The sequence below is a fragment of the Actinotignum sp. usb-actsch-213 genome (assembly GCF_059085665.1).
In genome coordinates this window covers 24,441-41,258 of the sequence record NZ_JBHNSQ010000084.1, presented here as the reverse complement: position 1 = coordinate 41,258, position 16,818 = coordinate 24,441, and the positions used below count along the sequence as shown (strand labels likewise).

Below are 16,818 nucleotides of genomic sequence, written 5' to 3'. Positions count from 1 at the left end.
TAGTTCGCCGCGCCTTCAGCTGCGCCGTCGTTCTTCTTTTCCGCCTTGGCGCCCTTCCCGGAAGCCTTTGCGGAAGCGGGCGAGGCGCCCTCGAGCTGGGTATCGACGAGCTCTTCGGCGGCCGGATCATCCTGATCGGCTTCGGCGTGCTCGAGGCTGGCCTTGGCCTTGTGATCGTAGATCTCCACCTGGGCGTTCGTGGCCGATTGCGAGGCCGAGGGCCGCGAGGAGTCACCCTTGCGTGCCTTCGCCGCGCGGCGGCGGGCCGCCTCACCGGTGCCGAGGTCAGCGAGCACATCCACGCCGCGCGAGGCGGTGTAGCCCACTTCGCCTTCGAAGGCGTCCACGATGAGGGTGCGCAGCTCGGAGACGAGCGGGGCCTTCGGGTTGGCCGGGGTGCACTGGTCTTCCAGGGCGCGGTCGGCCAGCCAGTCGAGCTTGGGCTCGAGCGCTTCCCAGGTCACCCCGTTGGCCTTGAGGCTCATCTCGATACCGAGATCCTCGGCGAGCTTAGTGACCTCGTCGATGAGGGATTGCACGCCCTCTTCGGTGGTCGAGGCCGGGAAGCCCATGTACCGCGCGAATTCCGCGAGGTCTTCGTCGGCGCGGTAGTGCTCGTAGGCCGGGAAGATGGAGTGCTTGTAGGGCTTGGTGGCGTTGTAGCGAATAACATGCGGCAGGAAGATCGCGTTGGTGCGACCGTGCGCAATATCGAATTCACCGCCAACCTTGTGCGAGAGCGAGTGCACAATGCCCAGGAACGCGTTCGCGAAGGCCATACCGGCCATAGCCGAAGCGTTGTGGACCTTTTCCTTCGCTTCCATATCGCCATCCAGCACGGACTTGCGCAGGTTGGCGAAGATGAGCTGGGCGGCGCGAATGGACAGGCCGCGGGTGTAATCGCTGGCCATCGTGGACACGTACGATTCAATCGCGTGCGTGAGCGCGTCCATACCGGAATCGGCGGCGGTGCGCGCGGGCACCGAATCCACGTACTGCGCATCCACAATCGCCACATTCGGGGTAATCGCGTAATCGGCGAAGGGGTACTTGACGTGGGTTTCGGCGTCGGTAATCACCGCGAAAGGCGTACATTCCGAACCGGTACCCGAGGTGGTCGGGATGGCCACGAACTGCGCCTTGCGCCCCAGCTTCGGGAAGCGGTAGGTGCGCTTGCGAATATCCATGAACTTCTGCTTCATGCCGAAGTACGAGGATTCGGGATGTTCGTAGAAGAGCCACATGGCCTTCGCGGCGTCCATGGGGGAACCGCCGCCCAGGGCGATAATGCAATCGGGCTGGAATTCTTCCATGAGTTTCGCCCCGCGGAACACCGTGGTCGAGGAAGGGTTGGGTTCCACGTCCTGGAAGATGTTCCAGGCGACGTCGTCCCGGCGGGCCTTGAGGTGATCGATAATAACGTCCACGTAGCCGTTCATGACCATGCCCGGGTCGGTGACGATGAAGACACGCGAGATCGCGGGCATCTTCTGCAGGTACTGCGTGGAGTACCGCTCGAAGTACGTCTTCGGCGGAACCTTGAACCACTGCATATTGTTACGCCTTTCCGCAATTCGCTTGATATTAATGAGGTCGACGGCGCTGACGTTATGCGAGACGGAATTCCGCCCGTAGGAACCGCACCCGAGCGTCATGGAGGGGATGAGGCCGTTGTAAACGTCGCCGATGCCACCCAGCGCGGAAGGAGCGTTGACGATAATGCGGCAGGCCTTCATACGCAGGCCGTATTCGCGCGCCACGTCCTTATCTTCCGTGTGGATCACCGCGGTGTGGCCCAGGCCGCCGAAACGCAGCAGCTTTTCGGCCACGTCGAAGCCTTCGGCATCGCCTTCCACGGTGGTGTAGCCGAGCACCGGGCACAACTTCTCACGCGAGAAGGGTTCTTCGGGGCCCAGGCCCTCCAGCTCAACAAGGAGGATCTTCGTTCCGGTGGGAACGTCAATGCCCGCACCTTCGGCGATGCGGTCCGCGTTCATACCCACAACGTCGGCGCTGATGGTGCCATCCGCCTTGACCATGAACTTAGCAAGCTTCTTCTTTTCCTCCGGGGTGACAATATGGCAGCCCATGCGCTCGAATTCGGCGAGCAGTTCTTCGCGGATCGAGGCATCGATCACGAGGGACTGTTCGGAAGCGCAGATCATGCCGTTATCGAAAGTCTTCGAGAGGATGAGGTCATTAACGGTGCGCTTGATCTTGGCGGTCTTGTGCACGTACACCGGGGCATTGCCCGGACCCACGCCCAGGGCCGGCTTGCCGGTGGAGTAGGCGGAGGCCACCATGCCCGCTCCCCCGGTGGCGAGGGCCAGGGAGATGGAATCGTGGTTGAGCAGGGTCTTCGTGGCTTCCAGGGAGGGAGTTTCGATCCACTGGATGCAGTGTTCGGGGGCGCCGGCGGCAATCGCGGCGTCCAGCATGACCTGCGCGGCCAGCGCCGAAGACTTTTGCGCACTGGGATGGAACGCAAAAATAATCGGGTTGCGGGTCATAATCGAGATGATGCACTTGAACATCGTGGTGGACGTCGGGTTGGTCACCGGGGTCACTCCGGCGATCACGCCCACGGGCTCGGCAATTTCGATAATGCCCTTTTGCTTATCCTGGCGAATAATTCCCACGGTGCGGTCATACTTGATGGAGTTCCAGATGTATTCCGTGGCGAAAAGATTCTTGATGCACTTATCTTCGTAGAGGCCGCGGCCAGTTTCTTCAATGGCGGCCTTGGCGAGCACCATGTGCTGATCAACCCCGGCAAGGGCCATCGCGTGCACAATCGCATTAATCTTTTCTTGATCGAAGGCATCGAATTCTTCGAGGGCGGATATTGCCTGCGATGCCAAGCGATCGATCATGTCACCAACGTCGGTGCGGTCACCAATTTGCTGAGTGGTAGCCATAGTTCGCTTTCTCCCGATGGATCCGCGCCTGTGTCACCTTCGGCATATAGCGTTGCCCCGCGCTGCGGGAGGCCCGCCGTGCGGGAGAACGCCGGCTCTTGACGAACCACGCGCGTTTCCGTGCGAGCCGTGATGCCGGTTGCCGGCTCCATCGTCGCTCGCGCCTTTACCTTAGCGAATGAAAGATGCTTGCGTTGTAGCGCAGCTCGCACCGGGCGCGCCGCGGAATGAGCGCGGGGAAAGTCGGGACTTTCTGCCCGTTACCTGCGGTTTTACGCGCGGAAAACGCACTGAAAAGCCCTGAAAATTCCTCAGAAAATCGCGGCTCGCGCGCGCGGTGCGACGCAAAAAGTAAAAGTCAGACAACTTTGCGGGACTGATGTCCTCTTCTTCGCCGCCCGCAAAGTTATTTTTTTCACGACGGCGCTAGCCGGGCGCGGGGTGCTTCGGCGGGTGATGTGAAGCTTCGCGGGGCTCCACTCATACCCTTAGTCGTCCAACTCCTCCTCGTAATCCTCCCGGACCGCGCCGGTAGAGCCTGTAAGAAGAACACCGCCATCGACAATAGAACCGGGTTGCGGTGCCGGCTCAATATCAATGGGGAGAGCCAGCTTGATGGGGAAGCCGCAATCAGCGTCGATGCTGTACCACTTTTTACCTGTACGGCTATTCGTGACAATCTCAACGTTCTCACACACTGCCGTGAAGAGGGCACTGGGACTGGCTTCATCGGGCTCACACTCGCCCTCGTATAGGTCGAAAAGATCTGGACTCATGATGAGTTTCGGACCGAAAGTGAAGCTGTCGTCACCGATGGATTCCTTAGCTTTCTCCCACTCTTCAAGGGTCGGAAATACCTCGAGGGCCACCCCAATAGCGGCTAAGTGATAGTTAGTGTAGTGAGCCAGATCGCCGGTGCTGTAGGCATAGCGAACGGAATGGTGGATGGGATACATGTGGGGGTCATCCACACACACGAGCACGCGCGTGAGGAGCCACTTATCCGCATCTTCCTCGTTGAAGTCCGGATCATCGAAGATCCCTGGATCGTCGAAGAAAGCCGGATCGTATACATCTACGAGCGCAAGCCCCGGCGCCAACTGGAAAGCACTCACCACGTGCCCAGCGGAACCGAGAAGCGCCATTGTTTCAGCGAAGAAACCATCCGCAGTTTTAAAGAATCCCACGCATACGCCCGAGGGGTCATCGTGAATAACAAGGAATTCGTAGTAGGGATCACCGGCCAACATTTTCATGGTGCTCAGATCCAAGCACTTCTTCAGCTCGGTAGTATCTGCCGGAAAACCCACTACCTCTAATGCACTCATTGGTTCCATGCGCTTATTTTTTCATGGAATATCTATGCAAACAATGGCATGTCGCAGTCCGCGAGCGCATAGCCAGGTAACGCTTTTTGTAATACGATAATTCTATGGATGAAACGATCAAGGGAATACCGGTTACCGAAGAACAAATACAGGCATGGGCCGCCGAAGCGGAAGCCGGCTACGATGTCGAGACTCTTACCAAACGGGGGCGGGGGCGCCCCGGGCGAGGCACCGTTCCCAGCCAGGTGGTTGCCGTCCGTTTCACGCCAGAGGAAATTAAAGCCATTGATGCTCGCGCTCGGGAGCTCAATGTTACACGCTCCGAACTGATTCGCGAAGCCGTCTTAGCATGACAATTTCACTTCATGCCTCAGCCCCTACAACCCCGTCGCGCTACTCCTGATCGCTACTCCTGGGCGTTATTGGCCGGCTCGCTGACCCGGCGCAGCGCGGGCACCAGCGCCAGGACCGCGAGCAGGGAAAGCACCAGCGCGGCCAGCAAAGCCACCAGCAGCACAGGAGAGAAAGAGGCATCCAGGGAAACAGAACGCATCTCCATGAGCAGCCAGCCCGCCCCGAAACCGGCCGCCGTTGTGATCGTGGCGATGACCGCCAGCGGCAGCACCGACTCCACCACGAGCATGGCGGCCAGCTGGCGCACCTGCATGCCGCTCAGGCGCAGAGTCAGCAAAGAGCGGCGTCGTTCCAATAACCCCGCGTACGTCGAGACCAGCAGCGACACAATCGCCACCGCAAAGGTCAGCGCAATTCCGGCGTAGACCAGGTACGTCATCGTCTCCACGGTCTTATCCACCGCCACCGCGATACCGCGCCCACCGGCGAACACAAACACGCCGCCTGGCTCGGTGAGCTGCGCATTCATGAGGACCGTGCGCACGGCCTCAATATCGCCCGGCTCGCGCAGCTCCAGCAGCACCGCGCGCGCCTCCCCGGAAATATACGCGTTGTAACTTCCCTGCACGGTTTCGGCTAATTGCATGGCATCAGGAGCTTCGACGACGGCGCCCGGCGCATCCGCCAGATCCCAGAAATTCACGCCGATCACGCCACTGCCCTGGCACGTGAGCCCCACAGCGCGAGCGGCACTCTCGCAGGGAAGCACCACCCAGGACCGCGCGAGATAAGGCACCGTGAGGGCCCTCGCCCCCGGAACATTCGCCGGAATCGCCCGGGCCGCGGCCTCGGCCTGCTCCGGGCTGAGGTTCGCGAGCACCGCGGTGGTGCTCGGCATCTTCTCCGCCACGGTCGGCACCTGCGCGCCCAGGAAATCCACTTCAGAAACCGTAGTAATAAAGAAGGTACCGGCGAAAAGCGCGAGGATCACCCCGGAAACCGAGCGGGCAATCCGCCCCGAATGCGCCCGCACGTATTTTTGGCCAATAATCATGGGCGCCCGCCGCGCCCAGCGCGCACTCAGACCGGCCAGCACGTAGATCAACCAGCGCGCCGCCACCACCAGGCCGAGCATCATGATAACCAGCGCAATCAGGAAAAGATTTTGTTCGGTGCCGGTGGCGTTATCCGGCTCGCTGGTGACATACAGATAGCCAAAGATCGCGCAGGCCAGCGCGATACCGGCGAAACTGATCGGAGAGGGGCGGGTGAGAGTGCGGCGGCGTCGTACCACCCCCAGAGGCGTGGCATCGATGCGCCGCAGCCCCCACAGATTCGCTCCCACCACCATCGCAATAATCGCGAGCGCGGCAAGCGCGTAAGCCAGCGGCGTGACCGCGAGGGACTCGGCCCAGTAACGCCCGCGCGCCAGTGGAATCTCCGCGAGAAGCGGCCGCGCCACCGTGAAAAGCGCCGCGCCCAGCACGTACCCGGCCGCCGCTCCCACCAGGGCCTCAAGAATAAGAATCCCGCGCACCTGCCGCCGGGTAGCCCCCACCAGGCGCAAGGTGGCGTAGCGCTGTTCGCGCTGAGCACTGCCGAGCGCCGCCGAAATGGAAATAAGGAAAAGCACCGGGAACAGCAGCACCACCAGCCCGATGAGCAGCAGAATGAAATTCGGGTCGCTTCCGCTGGAGCCGGCCGGCTCGAAGGACGCAAGGCTGCGGGCATCTTCCACTTCGCTCAGATCGGTGCCCACCACGGCGAGGAGGTCGTCCGGGCCGTTGGTGAGCTCTTGCGGCAGCGTGCCCCGATCCACGCGCCCGAAGCGGTGGGCGACCGCCGGATTCGCGCTGGTCTCCAGCAGGGTTCGGGCACCGCGCGAGAGCAGATATTCGCCGCGGCCCGGCCAGGTAATGCCGTGCGGCTGCGCCGGATCGCTCACCCCGGCCGCGTCCACATACACAACCTCGACCTGCGCCCCACCGATCACCGCAAGGTCATCGATACCGGGGCGATACATTTTTATGTGCGACGACGCCGCAGCTGCGGGCAGATCCGAAGCATAAGGTGCATCGTGCAGCGTGTCCTCCCAGGATTCGGCGGTGCGATCCAGGGTGGCGTGGGTGAAAGCCGCGAAGGCGAGCAGGAGGACGGTTCCGAAGGCGACCGCGCCGGTGATGAGGGCGAGGCGGCCTTTGGTGCGGCTGAGGGATTGGCGTACCACGATCCAGGCCATATGCATGGTTATGCCTCCAGGATTCCGTCGCGGACGATGATCTCGCGGTCCGCGTAGGCGGCGATGGTCGGTTCGTGGGTGACGAGCACCACGGTCATGGCGTGTTCGCGGGCCAGTTGGACCAGGCCGCTCATGACGTATTCGGAGTTGAGGGAATCGAGGGAGCCGGTGGGTTCGTCGGCGAAAAGGATGCTGGGGTGGGGGCTCAGCGCGCGGGCGATGGCGATGCGCTGGGCTTCCCCGCCGGACATTTCGCCAGGTAGGGCCTTCGCGTGGTCCGCCAGGCCGACGCGTTCGAGCCAGCGGTAGGCGGTGGCGTAGGCGGCGCGTTTCTTGGTGCCGCCCAGGAGAAGCGGCACCGCGATATTATCCAGGGCGGTGAGCTCCGGGACGAGCTGGCTGAATTGGAAAACGAAGCCGAAATCCTCGCGGCGCAGCCGGGTGCGGTCGTTATCGGAAAGCGCGGTGAGCTCGCGGGGATGGGTTGCGGCCGCGGCATCCGGGGCGCCGGACTGGCTCGCGAGCTGGCGTGCGGTCGCGGCATCCGGAGCGCTGCGCCGGTCCGCCGGGGCCGGGCCGAAGTACGTGACCGTGCCGCTATCGGGAAGTTCGATGCCGGCCAGCGCGTGGAGCAGGGTCGATTTGCCCGATCCGGAGGGCCCCATAATGGCCAGGACTTCCCCGCGACGAATATCCACGCTGACGCCGCGCAAGGCCACGGTTTTGCCGTAGCTTTTCGCGAGGTCGCGGGCGGAAAGGATGATATCGCTCGCGGCTGGTGCGCCCGTGCCGATGCTAGTCATAGCGGTATTGCTCATAGCTCCTCCTTGAGCTGGTCGAGGCGCGAGGAAGTCAATTGGATCCACCGCAGATCGGCCTCGATATGGAAAATGGCGCTGTCGAGAAGAAGTTTTTCGGCCAGCGGGGCATTCTGTTTGCGGGTGGTGAGTTCGCGCATGCGCTGCTGGTGGGTGGCGCGCTGCGCTTTGAGGTAGCCGGAGGCATCTCCGGTGACGAGGAGCGAAAGAATCGTTTTGAAATAGAGGTCTTCTTGGAGGGCTAGCGCCGGAACTTCCGGAGTGGCCAGCCATTCACGCAAGGAGCGCTCCCCGGTGGTGGTGAGGGCGTAGCGCGTGCGGCTCGGGCCACCCGAACTTTCATGATCACCCACCTGCGCGACTTTGGCATCGCGGGCCAGCCGCGCCAGGGTGGCATACACCTGGCCGGCCAAAATCGGCTTATCGCCCGCGAAGTAGCGGTCGTAGAGCTTTTTCAACTCGTAGCCGTAATTCGGTTCGCGGGTAAGCAAACCGAGGAATGCGTACTGAACTTCCATTCCGATACCAACTATTCACTCAGTAACTAGTTCTACTAGTCACCGAGTGTATAGCGGCGGGCGCGGGGTGTGCAAGGAGTGCGGGAGCCGTAGCGAAAAGTAAGTGCACCGGGCGGGTTGCGATGATAGCTACACGAGCACGCGGGGCGGCAGGCGCGGCGCCGTCGTTACTACCGCAGGTCAAGGAGGCAAAAACCACAAACGATTTTCCCACTCAGTTTGCGTCTCACGGATTTTGCCATTACTCTTTCAACCATGGCTTTCAACACCGCTGCATTCGTATCCGCCTCCATGGCTCTGGGTACCTGCATGTGTATGTGCATGCGAATGTGCATGTGCCACTAAATTCACTTAGCGCATTTTCGTCGCCGCATCGCCCGTAGTGGGCACAATTCCCTCATTTTTCGGATAGCAATATCCGCAATTTCACGCACCCAAAAATGGATTAACTATGCCTAAAAACCTATCTTTTGCCACCCGAGTTGTTAACGATTACTCCGCATCGCGCCCGGATGACCAGTACCGTGCGGTCATCCCGCCTATTTATTTGGCCTCCACGTTCGAGCAGCCCACCGACGGCTCGGCCGGCGCGTACGGGTATCAGCGCAGCTCCAACCCGACCCGCGGCTCTGTTGAATCCGCGGTCGCGTACGTGGAAGGCGCCGAGCACGCCCTGGCTTTCGCCACCGGAATGGCCGCAACCGCAACGGTATTTTCCTCCCTGACCACAGGCGACCGGGTTTTACTCACGTCCTCGGTGTACGGAGGTACGTTCCTCTTTGTTGATGAATTTTTCGCCCACCGCGGGATAACCGCCGAGTTCGTCGATGACTTCAACGAATTGACCGAGATTCCCGAGGATACCGCGCTGGTATTTCTGGAATCGCCCACGAATCCCACCCTGCGGGTGACCGATATTTCGCATGTCGTGGCTTTGGCGAAAAAAGTTAATGCCAAGGTGGTTGTGGATAATACGTTCTCAACCGCATACCTGCAAAAGCCTCTGGAACTGGGCGCAGACGCCGTGGTGTACTCGGGCACAAAGTATTTCGGTGGGCACTCGGACGTTTTAGCGGGATTCATATTAACGAACGACGACGCCTGGTACGCCAGCCTGAAAATCGCCTCCAAGGCACTGGGCAATCCCCTCTCCCCCTTCGATTCTTATTCGATTCTGCGCGGGTTGAAAACACTTGTTATCAGGCTCGACCGGCAGCAAGAAAACGCCGCAATCCTGCGGGACTACCTAGAGAATCACCCGGCAGTTTCGCGGGTATTGGCTCCGGGCTGGTATTCCCCCAAAGAAAAGGAGATTCACGCGCGCCAATCCCGCGGCGACGGCGCGCTCTTCGCCTTTGAGCTCGCTGAAGGTATCGACTTCCATGCCTTCGCGAAGAATTTGAAGCTTATGCGCTTCGCGGTTTCCCTGGGCTCCGTGGAAACTCTCATCTGCCACCCGGCAAGCATGATCCACGAAAACCTCACCCCGGAAGAACGCGAAAAGGCGGGTATCTCCGATCGCCTGCTCCGCTTATCCGTTGGCATTGAGGATGCTCACGATCTCAAGGCCGACCTAGAAAATGCCCTGTCCGCTATCGATTAAAGGAACCGTCGATTATCTGAACCCTCGATTGAGGGAAGCATCAAGTACCCGACCCATCGATCAAAGGGAACCATTAGGTACCCAAACTATTAATCACCCCAACCATCAATTAAGGGAACCACAATGAAGAAAATATTTAAGGTGCTGGCCGCCGGCCTTGCCGCTGCGACCGTACTGAGCGGTTGCGGAGCTAAGAAAGACGCGCTCGCCCAGGTAGAAGAATCCGGAAAACTCAAAGTGGGTATCGAGGGCACCTTCGTGCCCTACGGCTACCACGACGAGTCGGGCAAACTGGTGGGCTTTGAGGTGGAAATCGCCAAGCTCATCGCCCAAGACCTCGGCGTTGAACCCGAATTCGTTGAGACAAAATGGGATTCGCTCATTGCCGGTCTTGATACGGGCAAATATGACATCGTCATCAATAACATTAACCCGACTGAAGAGCGCCGGCAGAAATACGATTTCACCAACCCTTACGCCATTTCTCGTTCCGAGATTCTAGTGAAAAAGGGCGCCGGTATTACCAAGCTGGAGGATCTGAAAGGCAAGAAGTGCGCCCAGACTCCCTCGTCCGACTACGGCCAGACTGCCGCCGCGGCCGGTGCCGAGATCGTGCCCACCCAAGGTTTTTCGGAATCAACCCAGCTGGTCATTAACGGCCAGGCTGACTGCACGGTGAACGACGTGGTGACGGTTTCTGACTTCCTGAAGAAGACGACCGCTACCGATCTGGACGGCATCAAAGTTCCCGGCGGCGAGCCGGTCCAGATTTCGGTCATGCTGGCCAAGGGCTCCGATCCCCTCAAGGACAAACTGAACGAATCGATTGCTAAGGGCCTCAGCAATGGCTCGTACGCACAGATTTTCGAAAAGTACATCGGCGAAGATATTTCGCCTAACTAAGCCCATATAAAAGGTACGTCATGAATACGATCACGCTATGGCTCGAGTCATTTCCGCAACTCTTAGAGGCCACGTTAAAAGTTACGATTCCGCTTTCGCTCATTTCTTTCGCGATTGCGCTCGTGTTGGGCATCATTACCGCCCAGCTTCGGCTATCGAAGAGTCGAATAGCTCGGGCCATAGCGTGGTTCTACGTGTGGATTTTCCGCGGTACCCCGCTCCTCGTGCAACTATTTATCGTCTTTTTCGGGCTTCCCAAAGTTGGCATCACGCTATCGGCCTGGCTCGCCGCGATCATCACTTTTTCGCTCAATACCGGCGCGTATATTTCCGAGGGAATCCGCGGGGCGCAACTCTCCATTCCTTCCGGCCAGTGGGAGGCCGCATCCACCTTACGGCTCACGCATTGGCAAACACTGCGGCACGTTATTGGCCCGCAGATCTGGCGGATCGCGCTGCCCTCTATCAGTAACGAGTTCGTGAACCTGGTGAAATCAACCTCGCTGGCATCCGTTATCACTATTTCCGATGTTTTCCAGATCGGCCAGCAGATCACCGCGCGCGTCTATGAGCCCCTGGTACTTTACGTTGAAGTTGCGGCGATTTACCTCGCTATCTGCACGCTACTGACCTGGCTGCAGGCATACCTGGAAAAGAAAACCTCCAAGCACGTGGTGAAAAATGATTGAGATTAAAGACCTAGCTAAAACATTCGGCACTGATATCCACGCCTTAGCGGGCGTCACCGCGAGCTTTTCTCCCGGCAAGACCACCGTGATCGTGGGGCCATCCGGTTCCGGTAAATCCACGCTGCTGCGCACGCTGAACCTGCTGGAGATCCCCAATTCCGGGAGTATCCGGGTTGAGGATTTCTCGCTCACCTTCCCCGCGCAGGTCACGCGAGCAGATAAAGAAAAAATCCGTTCGCACTCCGCCATGGTCTTCCAGGGTTTTCACCTGTTCCCGCATCTGACCGTCCGCGAGAATGTTGAACTTGCGCCACGACTGCACGGAAAAGACCAGAAAGCCGCGCGTGCCGACAGTGAATTATTACTTGAGCGAGTTGGACTCAGCGCGAAAACAGATGCGTATCCTGCCGAACTTTCCGGCGGCCAGGCCCAACGCGCGGCAATCGCCCGGGCGCTTGCCATGCGCCCGAAGTATCTTTTGTGCGACGAACCAACTTCAGCGCTGGATCCGGAGCTCGCGGCTGAGGTGTCCAAGGTTCTTTCCGAACTGGCCCGCCAGGGTCAGGGCTTGATTGTGGTGAGCCACGATATGAATTTCACCAGGCGCGTGGCCGACCAGGTGGTTTTCTTGGACGCTGGACACATCCAGTACGAGGGCGCCCCGGAAGATTTCTTCACATCCGCGAACGAACGCATCGTGAAGTTCTTATCGGTGTACGACCCGTCAGAGAATTTGTAGGAGCGCGGCAGGCGCGGCGTCGTCGTACTACTATGGCGCGCACCCGCGCGCGTTCCTAGGCGTTATCCGCCTCCCATTCGCCGAAGGTGCGGCCGTCATCCGCGAGCCATTCGCGCCGGCCGTTCGAGGAGCGCCCCAGGATCACCGCGGCCGCGGTGGAAGGCGAGCCGAAAGCAATATCGCGGGTGAGAACCGCGGCGCCGTCGGAAATTTTTATGGAACCATCGTCGACGAGCTTGTGATGCAGCGCGGCGTAGCTGGTGTAGGAACGGAGCGTCGATTCGGAAGCGCCCCGCAGCTGCCATTCGGCGACGACGCGCGAACCTTTGAGAACGAAATATTCGCCATCCACCAGCTGCATCGTGGCATCCACCCCTTTATTGGCCTGGCGGAGGTGGAATAGCGCGGACGTGGACGCGGGCGTTTCGGGAGCGGGAGCAGCGGGAATCGTGGAACGCGAACGCAGCACATTCACGCGGAGAATCGGGAGAATGACCTTGACGTTATCCAGGAATGATTCCGCCGAGGCCTGCTGCCCCTCCGAAAGCTTGCGCAGCCGCGGGACCTGCTTGTTATCGGGCATGGAGCAGCGCTCGGCGGCCTGCGCGATATCCACGAGGCGCGACTCGAGGTAGCCCCAATGCCCTTCGTTGAAAGATTTTTGCATGCTGCCGATAATGACGACCCGGTTCCACTGCGGTTTGCGCTGGTCGTGGGTGCGCAGGCGCTCGCTGAAATTTTCAGTTTTGCCGATGTAGCACCAAGTGTTGTCGATGGCGTCCGGATCCGTGCCGAGGAGGAGGTAGACGCCGTTGCCGTGGGCGTCCTCGCGGCGCAGCAGTTCCGATAACTGGTCGCGGCGTGCGGATACGACGACGCCCGTCCAGTCGGCGATGCTTGCCGTCATGATCCCGCCGGGCGTGCCATCCACCAAGAACAGCTCAATCGCTTTGCCGCGTGCCATGCCACCAGTGCCTTTCCGGGGTTCCATCTGGGGATTTCCTAGACGTAACTGCGTTCGGCGCCTAGGTTCCCCCGATGTGCCAATGCTCCTCTCAGATTCTATGTGAAAGTGCAGCAGCCGCGACTGGGCACGACTATCGCCACGCAATTAGTCACGCAACTAATAACGCAGCCTTCGCAAGCTTATGCTTCCCGCGCTGATGAGGACGCCAGCGAGAACCGCAAGGGGCAGGGTAACTGCACCGGTATGGGCCAAGCTCGTGCTGGGGCCACTGGTGTTGCGCGGGTGATTCCGGGTGGGCGAGGCCGTTGGGTCTGTTGAGTCTGTTGGGGTAGCACTCGGGGCTGTAGCCGTTGGCGAATCGGTTGGTGTCGCGGTTACCGGAACGGTCGGCGTAACAGTTGGTATTGCGCTTGGACGCTCGGACGGTGTTACCGTCGGCGCGGAGGTCTGCGTCGGCGGGGCAGGTGTGACCGTCGGGCAGCTCGGGGTAGGAGTTGGCACAGGCTTGCGCGGTGTTGGTTCTACCGTCGGCCGTGGTTCCGGGGACTCCGTTTCATTCGGATCAGGTGTTTCCGTCTTGTCTGGATCAGGCGTTTCACCACCCGCGGGTGTAAAACTACCTGGCGACGGCGGCACTTCCGGAGCTGGCAATGTCGGCGTAAGACTCGGTGAGGGAATTAGTAGAGGCGGGGGCGCAGTGCCCACACCCGGCGTTGGGACCGGATCGGGAGTGGGTTCCTCTTCTTCATCATCCTTGGGTTCGGAAGGCTCGGGTTTGTCAACAGGTTCCGGAGGGCACATTTCATTGGCACTCAGCACCTTCGAGGCGATCACGTCTTCCGTATCTTGAGTCCGCGCAACTAACGATACTTTAGTTCCCGCAGTCAAGTTATCGGCTAGGAGGTTGGTGTCGAGATCCTCAAAGGTTGTCGATTCGCCGAAGTAGTTATCGTCAATTTTGAGCCGGTACGTAGGGACACGGTTTTCTACGGTTGGAGCGGTAAGTCCAATCTGTCGCCATTCGCCCCAGCGCGTCTCGCGCGCGAAGTACGTTATCGTGACCGGCTGGGCAGCTTCGGCATCGCTCGTTAGGTCAAGTTCACCGTCACAATTAAAGTAATGTGGTATGCCCAGAGAAACTTTGGGATTGCCCTCCTCATCTCTGACGGCTGGTTTCGGGGACCACTGACAGTTATAGGTGTCGTTGACGCGCAACTTCAGAAAGGGTGCCACGAAGCTAGGCTTGCCATGCTCACCCGCAAGAGTGACCTTAACGGAGAGCTTGAGACGGTACTTCCTATTCGTTTCCGCAACACTAAGCCTGGTTGCACCATTATCGCAATGCGACGCGATACTGAATTGCGCAGTTTTATCAATGAACCCCGTGCCATTTTCCAGCTGTTCATCAATCCCCACGCCGAGGGCCGCTGGAGTGGACACACTCAAAGAGAGGAAGGCGACGGCAACTCCCGCGAGTGATCGGAGCCAGGCATTCGTCATTCATTCACCCCAATTCCAGGACAAATAATGGTTCATTCATATCTCCGGTATTGTTCCGCGCCTCGCAGTGGGTGGCAGTATGGAACTCGTGAGACTTCCACACATCCGACGAGCAGTGACGACACGGACATAACACCTAAATCGTTTTACATGTTAACACGCAAACATACTTAGTTTTGGGACTAAATATAGTGATGTAAGGGCGATATATTTCCAATATGTTTATATTTGAGTCGTACCCAATCTCTTGACTATTCGGCACGTCACTATAGCATTGCAATTGGCTTAGAACGCTCTCCCACCTGGGCAAACGCACCCATTCGCCAACACTCCTAGCAAGCCCCGCGATTCGCTGCCACATAGTAAAAAGCGGCAAATATTTCGATGTGACGAATTTACCACCGGCGATGAGAACCCAAGAATAATGCGGCCTAATGAAACTGAATGAAAACTGTAGGCATGGTCGGAAGCGTCAGTAAGGAGTCTGATAGGCACCTTGGAGTGCACACCATGTGGCAGCTTCCAGAGGCTATCTAAGCGGCATAAGTGACGTATGCGGCGGTCCAACTTGCACAACAGAAATGGGCCAACTTGCACAATAAAAACGGTCCAACTTGCACAATAAAAACGGTCCAACTTGCACAACGGACGTGTTAACATGTGATAACGATAGTGAAAGGAGGGTATCCACATGGGCGATTCTTCAACCCTTCCAGCCTATTTACCTCGGGTAGCCGACAGCCTGCTGGCGCGAAAACTCAAAGTAGCTGGAGCTGTACATATTCAAGGCCCGAAGTGGTGCGGCAAAACGGCTACCGCACAACAGGCAGCAGCGAGCGCTATCTACTTGCAAGATCCGGATCGTTCCGCTGATTACCTTCAGCTCGCTTTCTCAAAACCCTCTCTCCTTCTGGAAGGTGAACGCCCGCGCCTGATTGATGAATGGCAGATGGCTCCGCAGCTCTGGGATGCGGTGCGCTACGCCATCGATAGGGAGCATGGCCGCGGCAGATTTATTTTGACGGGTTCGTCGACGCCGCGCCAATCTGAGATGCCAAGCCACTCGGGCGTTGGCAGATTCGCGCGGATCACTATGCGCACCATGTCCCTGTGGGAAACTCAGGAATCAAGTGGCGCAGTTTCCCTTACCGAGCTTTTTGATGGCCAGCACGATATTGGTGCTTTAGTCAATTTCGATATTGAGCGAATTGCTTTCGCAATTTGCCGGGGTGGTTGGCCCGAAGCCGTCACCGAAAAAGATGAGGGCACCGCCCTCGATATGGCGAAGGAGTATATCCAGCTTCTCTTGGATACCGATATTGCGCAGATCGACGGAATTAACAGAAACCGCACCTGGGCGCAGGCAATTTTGCGTTCCTACGCCCGTAATATTTCTTCTCAGGCGACGCTTGCTACCATCGCGCAGGATATGCAGGGAGAACCGCCCGCGCGCAATACCGTTTCTGATTATGTGGATGCTTTGAACAGAGCCTTTGTATTCGAAGATTTGCCCGCATGGAATCCGCGCCTGCGCTCGAAAACGGCAGTCCGCACCAGTCCTACGCGCCATTTCTGCGATCCATCGTTGGCCGCCGTTATGCTCAACGCCACCCCGAAGCGACTTTTGAACGATTGGGAAACTTTCGGGCTTCTTTTTGAATCGCTGTGCGTGCATGATCTGCGGGTTTATGTTGATGCCTTGGGCGGCCAGGTCTACCACTATCGCGATAAAACAGGTTTAGAAGCCGATGCCGTCCTGGTCTTAGATGATGGGCGCTGGGCCTTGGTCGAAGTGAAATTGGGAGAACAATCAATCGACCAAGCCGCTGACCATCTCAAGAAGCTCGCACAACGGATCAATACCTCCCACGAGGGTGAACCCGCATTCTTGCTTGTGGCCACCGGCACTCAAGTGGCTTATCAACGTGACGACGGCGTGCTGGTCGCGCCCTCGGCGGCGCTCAAGCCCTAATTGGAACTTGCCCTCGCTCAGCGTTGAGACACAGCGGTAGAGTTCGCAACGATACGGAGGTGAGATGTGAACGAGCGTAACTGCGGGCATCGGTCGTCATCCCCACCGAGAATCACGCCCCTCGTCAAGTGTTTAGCGCTCATAGGTTGTTCTCAGCTCGTTGCCGTCGGGTTGTTTTACTGCGTAGCGGAAACGAATGCGGCTACTGCTTCTTTTGCATCAGTGTTGGAAATGAGCTTCCTGACGATATTGGCCAGCTTCTTCCTCAGG

The 16,818-nt window shown here is 58.8% G+C and carries 13 protein-coding genes; 7 read left to right on the top strand and 6 right to left on the bottom strand.

The features are described from left to right. On the bottom strand, positions 1–2,918 hold a 2,918-nt coding region (adhE, locus tag AC5RK6_RS09180; protein ID WP_087070321.1), incomplete at its 3' end, for a bifunctional acetaldehyde-CoA/alcohol dehydrogenase. 488 nt (positions 2,919–3,406) lie between these two features. After that, on the bottom strand, positions 3,407–4,255 hold the full coding sequence (locus AC5RK6_RS09175) for a hypothetical protein (RefSeq protein ID WP_101657643.1): 849 nt from the start codon (positions 4,253–4,255) through the stop codon (positions 3,407–3,409). Between the two features lie 95 nt (positions 4,256–4,350). Here AC5RK6_RS09175 and AC5RK6_RS09170 point away from each other — a divergent pair, with 95 nt between their 5' ends. Next, positions 4,351–4,599 (top strand): ribbon-helix-helix domain-containing protein, encoded by a 249-nt coding sequence (locus AC5RK6_RS09170; RefSeq protein ID WP_087070319.1) that lies wholly within the window; start codon positions 4,351–4,353, stop codon positions 4,597–4,599. A gap of 53 nt (positions 4,600–4,652) precedes the next feature. Here AC5RK6_RS09170 and AC5RK6_RS09165 read toward each other — a convergent pair whose 3' ends face one another. The 3 genes from AC5RK6_RS09165 to AC5RK6_RS09155 are packed head-to-tail and all read right to left on the bottom strand — an operon-like array spanning position 4,653 to position 8,175. Then, a complete protein-coding gene (locus AC5RK6_RS09165) occupies positions 4,653–6,845 on the bottom strand; it encodes an FtsX-like permease family protein (RefSeq protein ID WP_435730969.1) in 2,193 nt (730 codons plus the stop codon). Positions 6,846–6,847: 2 nt separating this feature from the next. Next, the gene (locus tag AC5RK6_RS09160; protein ID WP_180948686.1) at positions 6,848–7,657 is read right to left on the bottom strand and encodes an ABC transporter ATP-binding protein; all 810 of its coding nucleotides are present in this window, start codon (positions 7,655–7,657) and stop codon (positions 6,848–6,850) included. Then, the gene (locus AC5RK6_RS09155) at positions 7,654–8,175 is read right to left on the bottom strand and encodes a PadR family transcriptional regulator (RefSeq protein ID WP_087070317.1); all 522 of its coding nucleotides are present in this window, start codon (positions 8,173–8,175) and stop codon (positions 7,654–7,656) included. Before AC5RK6_RS09155 ends, AC5RK6_RS09160 begins: the two co-directional genes overlap by 4 nt. Before the next feature lie 451 nt (positions 8,176–8,626). Between AC5RK6_RS09155 and AC5RK6_RS09150 the strand changes: the two genes are divergently transcribed. The 4 genes from AC5RK6_RS09150 (at position 8,627) to AC5RK6_RS09135 (ending at position 12,109) form a co-directional block, all read left to right on the top strand. Next, positions 8,627–9,778 (top strand): trans-sulfuration enzyme family protein, encoded by a 1,152-nt coding sequence (locus AC5RK6_RS09150; RefSeq protein WP_101595667.1) that lies wholly within the window; start codon positions 8,627–8,629, stop codon positions 9,776–9,778. Between the two features lie 123 nt (positions 9,779–9,901). Continuing rightward, a complete protein-coding gene (locus tag AC5RK6_RS09145; RefSeq protein WP_087070315.1) occupies positions 9,902–10,681 on the top strand; it encodes a transporter substrate-binding domain-containing protein in 780 nt (259 codons plus the stop codon). Between the two features lie 20 nt (positions 10,682–10,701). After that, complete coding sequence (locus AC5RK6_RS09140; RefSeq protein ID WP_026429043.1) at positions 10,702–11,370, top strand: amino acid ABC transporter permease; 669 nt, start codon at positions 10,702–10,704, stop codon at positions 11,368–11,370. After that, a complete protein-coding gene (locus AC5RK6_RS09135) occupies positions 11,363–12,109 on the top strand; it encodes an amino acid ABC transporter ATP-binding protein (RefSeq protein ID WP_087070314.1) in 747 nt (248 codons plus the stop codon). The genes AC5RK6_RS09140 and AC5RK6_RS09135 overlap by 8 nt, the downstream gene beginning before the upstream one ends. A gap of 55 nt (positions 12,110–12,164) precedes the next feature. Here the strand turns inward: AC5RK6_RS09135 and AC5RK6_RS09130 are convergent, their stop codons facing one another. Then, a complete protein-coding gene (locus AC5RK6_RS09130; protein WP_435730970.1) occupies positions 12,165–13,073 on the bottom strand; it encodes a GIY-YIG nuclease family protein in 909 nt (302 codons plus the stop codon). A 1,122-nt stretch (positions 13,074–14,195) separates the two neighbouring features. Here AC5RK6_RS09130 and AC5RK6_RS09125 point away from each other — a divergent pair. Together AC5RK6_RS09125 and AC5RK6_RS09120 are read left to right on the top strand one after the other, a co-directional pair. Next, on the top strand, positions 14,196–14,555 hold the full coding sequence (locus tag AC5RK6_RS09125; RefSeq protein WP_087070312.1) for a hypothetical protein: 360 nt from the start codon (positions 14,196–14,198) through the stop codon (positions 14,553–14,555). Positions 14,556–15,267: 712 nt separating this feature from the next. Then, complete coding sequence (locus AC5RK6_RS09120) at positions 15,268–16,548, top strand: ATP-binding protein (protein WP_087070311.1); 1,281 nt, start codon at positions 15,268–15,270, stop codon at positions 16,546–16,548. Positions 16,549–16,818 lie beyond the last annotated feature (270 nt).

What these genes read in the sequence shown, in the direction of transcription:
- AC5RK6_RS09175 (WP_101657643.1), bottom strand. Translation starts at nt 4,255, where the DNA reads ATGGAACCAATGAGTGCATTAGAGGTAGTGGGTTTTCCGGCAGATACT.
- AC5RK6_RS09170 (WP_087070319.1), top strand. Translation starts at nt 4,351, where the DNA reads ATGGATGAAACGATCAAGGGAATACCGGTTACCGAAGAACAAATACAG.
- AC5RK6_RS09165 (WP_435730969.1), bottom strand. Translation starts at nt 6,845, where the DNA reads ATGCATATGGCCTGGATCGTGGTACGCCAATCCCTCAGCCGCACCAAA.
- AC5RK6_RS09160 (WP_180948686.1), bottom strand. Translation starts at nt 7,657, where the DNA reads ATGAGCAATACCGCTATGACTAGCATCGGCACGGGCGCACCAGCCGCG.
- AC5RK6_RS09155 (WP_087070317.1), bottom strand. Translation starts at nt 8,175, where the DNA reads ATGGAAGTTCAGTACGCATTCCTCGGTTTGCTTACCCGCGAACCGAAT.
- AC5RK6_RS09150 (WP_101595667.1), top strand. Translation starts at nt 8,627, where the DNA reads ATGCCTAAAAACCTATCTTTTGCCACCCGAGTTGTTAACGATTACTCC.
- AC5RK6_RS09145 (WP_087070315.1), top strand. Translation starts at nt 9,902, where the DNA reads ATGAAGAAAATATTTAAGGTGCTGGCCGCCGGCCTTGCCGCTGCGACC.
- AC5RK6_RS09140 (WP_026429043.1), top strand. Translation starts at nt 10,702, where the DNA reads ATGAATACGATCACGCTATGGCTCGAGTCATTTCCGCAACTCTTAGAG.
- AC5RK6_RS09135 (WP_087070314.1), top strand. Translation starts at nt 11,363, where the DNA reads ATGATTGAGATTAAAGACCTAGCTAAAACATTCGGCACTGATATCCAC.
- AC5RK6_RS09130 (WP_435730970.1), bottom strand. Translation starts at nt 13,073, where the DNA reads ATGGCACGCGGCAAAGCGATTGAGCTGTTCTTGGTGGATGGCACGCCC.
- AC5RK6_RS09125 (WP_087070312.1), top strand. Translation starts at nt 14,196, where the DNA reads ATGTGGTATGCCCAGAGAAACTTTGGGATTGCCCTCCTCATCTCTGAC.
- AC5RK6_RS09120 (WP_087070311.1), top strand. Translation starts at nt 15,268, where the DNA reads ATGGGCGATTCTTCAACCCTTCCAGCCTATTTACCTCGGGTAGCCGAC.